The 7,684-nt window shown below is 66.1% G+C and carries 6 protein-coding genes; 1 reads left to right on the forward strand and 5 read right to left on the reverse strand.

Annotated features, from left to right (window positions below; genetic code table 11):
• Nucleotides 1-29: 29 nt before the first annotated feature.
• The 5 genes from DWB85_RS14550 to DWB85_RS14570 all read right to left on the reverse strand — a co-directional run bounded on the left by DWB85_RS14550 (nt 30) and on the right by DWB85_RS14570 (nt 6,798).
• The gene (locus DWB85_RS14550; protein ID WP_117956080.1) at nt 30-1,907 is read right to left on the reverse strand and encodes a DUF885 domain-containing protein; all 1,878 of its coding nucleotides are present in this window, start codon (nt 1,905-1,907) and stop codon (nt 30-32) included.
• Nucleotides 1,907-3,421 (reverse strand): BCCT family transporter, encoded by a 1,515-nt coding sequence (locus DWB85_RS14555; protein WP_117956082.1) that lies wholly within the window; start codon nt 3,419-3,421, stop codon nt 1,907-1,909. Before DWB85_RS14555 ends, DWB85_RS14550 begins: the two co-directional genes overlap by 1 nt.
• A 21-nt stretch (nt 3,422-3,442) precedes the next feature.
• Nucleotides 3,443-5,434, reverse strand: coding sequence for a CocE/NonD family hydrolase (locus DWB85_RS14560; RefSeq protein ID WP_117956084.1), 1,992 nt, complete (start codon nt 5,432-5,434; stop codon nt 3,443-3,445).
• Nucleotides 5,435-5,508: 74 nt separating this feature from the next.
• Complete coding sequence (locus DWB85_RS14565) at nt 5,509-5,997, reverse strand: redoxin family protein (RefSeq protein ID WP_117956086.1); 489 nt, start codon at nt 5,995-5,997, stop codon at nt 5,509-5,511.
• A gap of 207 nt (nt 5,998-6,204) precedes the next feature.
• Nucleotides 6,205-6,798: a MarR family winged helix-turn-helix transcriptional regulator gene (locus DWB85_RS14570; protein WP_117956088.1), complete on the reverse strand. Its 594-nt coding sequence runs from the start codon at nt 6,796-6,798 to the stop codon at nt 6,205-6,207.
• 211 nt (nt 6,799-7,009) lie between these two features.
• Between DWB85_RS14570 and DWB85_RS14575 the strand changes: the two genes are divergently transcribed.
• Nucleotides 7,010-7,609, forward strand: a complete 600-nt coding sequence (locus tag DWB85_RS14575; protein ID WP_117956090.1) for an SDR family NAD(P)-dependent oxidoreductase — start codon at nt 7,010-7,012, stop codon at nt 7,607-7,609.
• Nucleotides 7,610-7,684 lie beyond the last annotated feature (75 nt).

Consider the following 7,684-nt stretch of genomic DNA (forward strand, 5'->3'; position numbering starts at 1 on the left):
TGCCGGCCCGGTGAGGCGGCGCCACCGGGCTATTGCTCGAGAGCCGCTATCCACGCATCCACGCGCCGCTCCAGCAGCGCCATCGGTACGGCGCCGCCGCGCAATACCTGGTCGTGGAACGCGGCGGGATCGAAACGCGAGCCCAGTTGCGCTTCAGCGCGGGCGCGCAGGGCCTGGATTTTCAGCATGCCCAGCTTGTAGCCCAGGGCCTGGCCCGGCCAGGCCATGTAACGTTCTACCTCGGCGGCGGTTTCCGCCTCGCCCTTGCCGGTCACCTCGGCCATGAAACAGATTGCGCGCTCGCGGCTCCAGCGCTGGTGATGCAGGCCGGTATCCACCGCGAGGCGCACGGCGCGCAGCAGCTCGTCCTGCAGCCGGCCGAGGTCGCCCCAGGGGTCGTCCTCGTACATGCCCAGCTCGGCTGCCAGGGCCTCGGCATACAGGGCCCAGCCCTCGACATAGGCGTTGTAGGGCGCGATACGGCGCAGTAGGGGCAGCTCGGCCTGGCCCATGTTGAGCGCCCGCTGCCAGTGGTGCCCCGGATTGGTCTCGTGGTAGATGAAGGTCTTGAGCGTGAAGCGGGGCAGGGCCTGCATGTCGCGCAGGTTGATCCAGAAGATGCCCGGCGCGCTGCCGTCCGCCGGTGGCGACTGGTACTCGCCGCCGGGCTTGCCGTCCTCGATGTCCCGCGGGTAGGCGCGCACCTCCACCGCCTGCTGTACCGCCGTGCCGAACCAGGGCGTCATGCGCGCGGTGATACGCGCGATCTCGCCGTTGACGTAGTCGAGCAGTGCCTGCCGGCCGGCCGTCGAATCCTCGAACAGGAAGCGCGGTTCCCGGGCCAGCACCGCCATCCGCTCGCCCACGCTGCCCTCGACGTAGCCCTGGGCGCGCAGGATGCGGTCCATCTCGCCGCTGATGCGTTCGGTTTCGGCAAGGCCCAGGGCGTGGATTTCCGCCGGGCTCTGCTCGCTCTCGGCCAGCAGGCGGATGGTATAGCGGTAAAACGCATCGCCATTGGGCTGCGCCCACACGCCGGCTTCGGCGCGTGCCCGCGGTAGCAGGTCGCGGACAGCGGCCGCTACCCGGGCGAAAGCCGGGTACACCACCTCGCGTACCCGCTGTTCTGCCGCGGCCCGCAGGGCCTCTCGCCCGGCGCCATCCAGGTCATCCAGCGCTGCCAGGCGGGCGTCGAAACTGCGCACCAGCGCGTGCTCTGTTGCAGGCACCGCGGTGTAGCGCTCGAGGTAATCGAGCGCGCCGCCGAGCAGTGCCGCCGGCGCGATCCAGTCGCGCGCCGCGTCCGCCTGCAGGCGCGCGATGACGGCATCGGCAAAGCCGGCGAAGGCCGCCAGCCGCGCCAGGTAATCCTGCGCGTCGTGCAGCGAGCTGACCGGGTGACTGTGTTCCAGCGCCAGCGGGACATCGATCATCGGCCCGTTGATCTGGTTGACGATGAAGGGCGACTGCCCCATCCACAGCTCGATATAACCCACCGGGAAGGCCTCAAGGCCGGCGAAGTAATGCGCCAGGTCTGCCAGCACCTCGCGGCTGTCGCTGTCGCCGGTCTGGCCCGATAAGGTCGCGCCCACTGTGCGCTGCAGCGCGCGCATGTCGGACCGCAGCGCCTGTTCCGCGGCGGGCGAGTAGTCATCCAGCCGGTTGGCGTAGTAGCCTCCCGCTGCCTCCAGCGTGAGGCGATAGCTGCTGGCGCTCACCGGGCGTGCGCTGAACAGGCGCCGGCCCGCCCTCGCGTACAGCGCCGCCACGCTTTCATGCTGACTTGCGGCAGGTGTGGGGGGCGGCGGTGCTGCCGCTGGCGACGCGGGCTCATCGTTGCACGCAGCCAGCAGTGTGGCGGCCGCCAGCAGGGCGAAGGTGCGCCCGGCGGCAAAGCGGCGGGCCATTATTGCAGCAGCTCCGGTTTTGTCAGCCAGCGCAGCAGGGTCAGGCTGCAGGCGAGGATAATCAGGGTGGCGGGCAGGCCGCCGAGGTTGGACAGCTGCTTCACTCCCTCGATGCCCACGGTGCTTACCATGATCCAGGCCACCAGGCCGATCAGCGTGCCCCAGAGGATCTTGATCGGCATCGCGGCGCCCTCATCACTATCGGCATTGAAATCCCGGGTACAGAGGTCGCCGATGGCATCGGTACTGGAATCGGCGGCGGTAACGTAGGAAATGAACGCCACCAGGATCAGGAAGAACGAAGTGAGGCCGCTGAGCGGTAGCTGTTCCATGATGTAGTACAGCAGTTGTTCGACGCCGCCGTCCGTCAACACCCGGTGCAGGGCACCGGCGCTGGCAGTGTCCAGGTAGATTGCGGTGCCGGCAAATACCGACACCCAGAACAGGATGAACAGGCTGGGGAATACCAGGTTGATGTGGATGAATTCGCGCACCGTGTAGCCGCGGCCGATCTTGCCCAGGAACAGGGCGGTGATAGGTGCCCAGGCGAACCACACCGCCCAGTAGAATACGCTCCAGTCCCGCGGCCAGGGATCGTTGGCGGCCTCGCCGGTAAACAGGCTGAGACGGAAAAAGTTCTGCAGGTAGGTGCCCAGGCCCTCGACCCCGAGCGACAGCATATAGGCAGTCGGGCCACAGAGGATGACGAACACCAGCAGCGCGATCAGCATCCAGAAATTGGCATTGGACAGGCGCGCGATACCCCGGGTCAGGCCGCTGGCGGCAGACACCACGAAGGTTGCCACGATCAACGCCACGAAGATGCCGAGGGTGAACGGGTTGCGCTCCAGTTCGATGAAGTGGCCCACGCCGCCCAGCAGGGTCAGCGCGCCGGTGCCCAGTGACGAGGCCATGCCGACCACCAGCGAGTACAGCGCCAGCGCATCGATGATGTCCGCCGTGCGCGGGCCCAGGGCGCGGCCGAATACCGGGCGCAGGGAACTGGAGATGGAAAACGGCAGCTTGAGGTTGTAGAAGGCCAGGGCAAAGGTGAGTGCCGGTACGCAGTAGATGGCGTAGGGAGTGGGGCCCCAGTGCAGGAACATGGCGGAAACGGCGAACAGGGTGGCATCGGGGCTGCCGGGGGCAATGCCGAGGCTCCGCGCCGGCGCGTGCAGGTGGTAGATCGGCTCGGCGGTGGTCCAGAACAGCACACCCACCGCCAGGGTGGTGCAGAGCACGATCATGAACCAGCGCGCTTTGCTGATCAGCGGCGTGCTGCCCTCGCCGCCGATGCGGATCCTGCCCAGGGGCGAGAAGTAGGTGAAGGCGACCAGCACCACCAGGTAGAAGCTGCCCAGGCTGAACAGCCACGAGAACAGGTCCAGCACCCGATCGTTGAGCCCCCCGGTCACGCGGGTAAAGCCCTCCAGGTCCACCAGGCTGAGCGCCAGGGCGCTCACCAGGATGAGAAAGGTAGGGTAAAAAACCAGTGGGCGCAGGGCTCGCAGCATCAGGGGATCCGGTTACTCGCCTTACATGAAGTGGCGTTGGATGGTCTCGTCGAAGTCGCGCTCGAACACCAGCTTATCGTCGTGGCGGGCCGTCCACTGCGCCTTGAGGTAAAAATTGTCGGCGTCGCAGGTCATCAGGTAGCGCGCGGTAATGCCGGTGCGCCAACCCTCCCGGCCCATGTCCACGCGCAGCAACAGCTCGTTGCTGGCGCTGAGGGGGTCGTCGGTATGTATCGACAGCACCTGGTTCACGCTGAATGCCACCTCGCTGCGGCTGGATTCAAAATACTGGCAACCGAAATCATCGTGGGTTTCCAGCGTGGTGATTCCGCTGCGGTAATCGCGCCGCACGCTGCGCTGGCTGTCCGTGGGCCGGCGTTGTTCGCCGGCAAATGTAACCGCACTGTCACAGGCGGGGACGCGATCGGCGGCGGTGCTCTGGTCGTTGAGCGGCAGGCGAATGCGACACTGCGCCGGACTCAGGGTGAGGGTGGCGTCGTGGGCGCAGGGCCACAACAGGGGCCAGTAGGCGGTGGAGATTGCCAGCCGCAGCCGGTGCCCTCGCGGCACGACATAGGCCATGTGGTACAGCGGTACCTCCACGTCGTAGTAGCGGCCCGGCTCCACCGCCGTGGGCGAGGCGTGACTGTCGCGATGCGCCAGGTTGATTACGCCGTGGGTGACCCGGGTAACGGCGCCATCCGGGTGCACATCGCATAGCCGCACCGCCACGTGGGCATTCGGGGCGGAACTGGCGAGGCGCAAACGCGCGCCGACCTGGCCGGCGATTGGCAGGTCCTCCTCCAGCACAGGCGTCTCGAACAGTAGTGAGCCGGCATCGTCGGGGCGCTGGTCGGCGGGCTGCTCCATGGCCAGGCGGATGCCCACGCACAGGCGGCCCCCTTGCAAGCCCAGGTCCTGCGGCGAGCGGATGGTGAGCGGGACGTCGCCAGCGGGGGCGTCCACCAGGCGCCTGTCGTCGAGGTAATAGTCGCGGTAACGGGTGTTGGGTGAGGGCCAGCAGGGTTCGCTGACCCAGCGCCCGGCCCGGAAATCGTAGTCGGTGGCGGGCGCCACGCTGTCCTGCAGGTAATACTGCAACTGCGGCTCGGCATCGATGCCATTGTCGATACCCTTGAGCCAGCGATCCCACCAGCGCACCGACTCGGCCACGTAGTCCACCCTGGGCCCTGGGTAGGCGATGTTGGGATATTTGTGCGCCCACGGGCCCACCAGGCCCTTGCGCGGGCCGTCCAGGTTAGCCAGCAGAGAGAATACCGTATTGCGGTAGTTGTCCGCCCAGCCGCCCATGGCATACACCGGGACCTGGATGCGGCTGTAGTCCTCGCACACCGAGCCGTGCTGCCAGTAGGCGGAGCGCGTCTGCTCGCCTATCCAGCGGCTGGCGAGAAAAGGCATCTGCTCCAGCCGCTCGCGCCAGATGCGCTGCCAGTCGTCGCCCACCAGCTCCGGGTCCGGCGCGCGCGCCTGGGCGTAGGCCCAGAAAAACGCCGCCCAGTCCATATTGTCATTGAGCAGGCAGCCGCCGAGGAAGTGGATGTCGTCGCGAAAGCGATCGTCGGTGGAGCACAGGGTAATGATGGCTTTCAGGGCCGGCGGCTGCAGCGCGGCGATCTGCAGCGAGTTGAAGCCGCCCCAGGAAATGCCGGCCATGCCGACGTTGCCATCGCACCAGGGCTGGGCGGCGATCCAGGCAATTACATCGCAGCCATCCTGCAACTCCTGCGGTGAATACTCGTCCTCAAACAGCCCCTCCGATTCGCCGCAGCCGCGCAGGTCGACGCGCACACAGGCGTAACCCTGCGCCGCCGTTTGCGCCAGGGTGATCTCGTCGCGGATTACCGTGCCGTCGTTCTTGCGGTAAGGCAGGTACTCGAGGATGGCCGGCACCGGGCGCGAAACGGCGTTCTCCGGTAGCCAGGCGCGGAATGCCAGCCGCGTGCCGTCCGGCAGAGTCAGCCAGTCGTGGTGAATTTCTTTGATGTGTTGCATGAACGCTCCCTGTGAACCGCAGTATAGCGGATGACAGGGAGGAATTGTGGCCGTGTGCCGCTTGCGGCCGCCGATCAGTCCGCGGTTGCGGCGTCACTTGCCAGCAGCAGGCGCATGACCTGTGCCCCCAGCTGCAGGTCGGCAACGTGCCCGAAAGACTGCTGGCGCAGGCGGCCCTGGCGATCGATCAGCAGCAGGGTTGGCGTCCCCTGCATGCGATAGGCGGCCATGGTTTGCGGGATCGCGCCCCCATCAGGGTCCGGCGCATCCACGCCCACCGGGCAGGTCACGCGGTACTCGTAAAGGAAAGCCCTCAGCGCGGTTGTGGTCATCGCCCGGTGATGCTCGAACACGGTGTGCAAGCCCACAACGGTGACGCCGAGGGGCGTGAACACCTCGTGCAGCGCTTTCAGTTGCGGTATGGCGTGGCTCACGCAGCCCGGGCAGAGCATCTGGAACGCGCAGGCGACAACTACCTTGCCCCGTTGCGCCTCCAGGTCTAGCGGGGCGGCGCTGTTGAGCCACTCGGCGATATGCCAGGGCGGTGCGTCTGGATCTGCCATGTTGCCGACTCAGTCGCGCAGGCGGCTGAAGGTGTAATCCAGCGCAGCCGCAAGCAGTGTTTTCATGAGGAAATCTCCTGTGGGGGGCGGGTGACAGCGCCGGGGCGCCGCCTTGGATAGTGCCTGCCTTGCTTTTTCATATAAGGACTCCTAACTATATAGGACCATAAAAAGCCCACCCCGGCAGGGCGGGCGCCAGCGGCCGCCTCAGGCAGCCGTATCGTGTTCCGCGCAGTCGACGCGCAGGTGCCGGTCGGCCATCGGCGCATCGACCAGGGCACAGTAGTGCGGCGCCGGGCTGCCCGGCGCAACATTTTCGCGAAAGTGGCGACAGCTCACGCAGGTGCGCTGGGGTGCGATCAGTTCCCGCTGCTGCAGACTGCGTATCATGGTGAGCACCAGGGCAAACAGGCTTTCCTGTTCCGGCGCCGACAGGCCGCTAACGACTGCGCCGAAACTGGCGGGCCAGGTCTCGGCCACGCGCCTGCCGCCGGCCGTGGCCTTGAGGACCACGGCGCGACCGTCGGCAGGGTCGGGGCCCTTGCGCAGCAGCCGCTTGCGTTCCAACGCGGCCACGGCGTCGCTGGCGGTGGCCTTGCGCACGCCGGCGTGGGCCGCTGCGGCGGTGAGCCGCGCGCCCGGTGGGCGCCTGGCCACGAAGCGCAGGATATCGGCCTGGGTCGGCGACAGGCCAGCCGCCTCGGCGGTTTGCCAGTCGAGTTGGCGGGCCACGGCGGCCAGCCTGGCGAGTCCGTCGGCGAGTCGCCCCGGGAGCGGTTCGGTAATGTCATCAAAAATCATAGTAAGGAATCCTAACCTAAATTCCGGGCTTGTCAAATCACGTCGGAAGCAGGGCCCGATTCGTGATGTTCGAGCCAACACCCGGCAGTTTCCGGCTGACTGTCGGGGTGGCAAAAAAAGCACCGGGGCGACAGGCGCGTACTAACGCTTTGGCCAGTATGGCAAAGCTGTGCTTTACTCCTATGGTCGACTCCCCCAAGGGGCAGTGATTATGCAGTTACAGGGAAGGTTCGCTTTTATCACCGGCGCCAGCCAGGGAATTGGCAAAGGGGTGGCGCGGGCCTATGCTGAGCAGGGCGCCACCGTCATCATCGCCAGCCGCAACGCGGAAGCGGGAAACACAACCGCGGAGCAGATCAACCGGGATTACCCGCAGGGCCATGCTGTCTTTTTACAGACCGACGTCTCGGAGCGGGCGCAGTTGGAGGGACGGCTGGATGAGGTGGCGGCCGACCACGGCGATATCGGTATTCTGGTGAGCAACGCGACGCCCTCCGGGGATGGCCAGCCGGTGCGGCTGGAGCACACCGAGGCGTCCCGTATCGAGGCTCTCAATACCGTCAATTACCTGGCTCCCCTGTGGGCGATGCAAAAGCTGTTCCCGTCGATGAAAGCCAATGGCTGGGGCCGCATCATCAGCATGTGTTCACTGAATGGCATCAACGCGCATCGTTATACGGTCGGTTATAACAGCTCCAAGGAGGCGCTGCGCGCGCTAACCCGCACCGCCGCGGTAGAGTGGGGAAGGCATGGCATTACCTGTAATGGGTCTTCACCAAATCGAGTGGGTAGATTAGCCTTGTCCTCATGAAAGATACACAGCTTTACAGTCAGATTCTCGGTATCCAGAAGCCCTGGAAGGTCACTTCGGTCAATGTGTCGCTTG

Source organism: Seongchinamella sediminis, from assembly GCF_003457605.1.
In the GTDB taxonomy this organism is placed as follows: domain Bacteria; phylum Pseudomonadota; class Gammaproteobacteria; order Pseudomonadales; family Halieaceae; genus Halioglobus; species Halioglobus sediminis.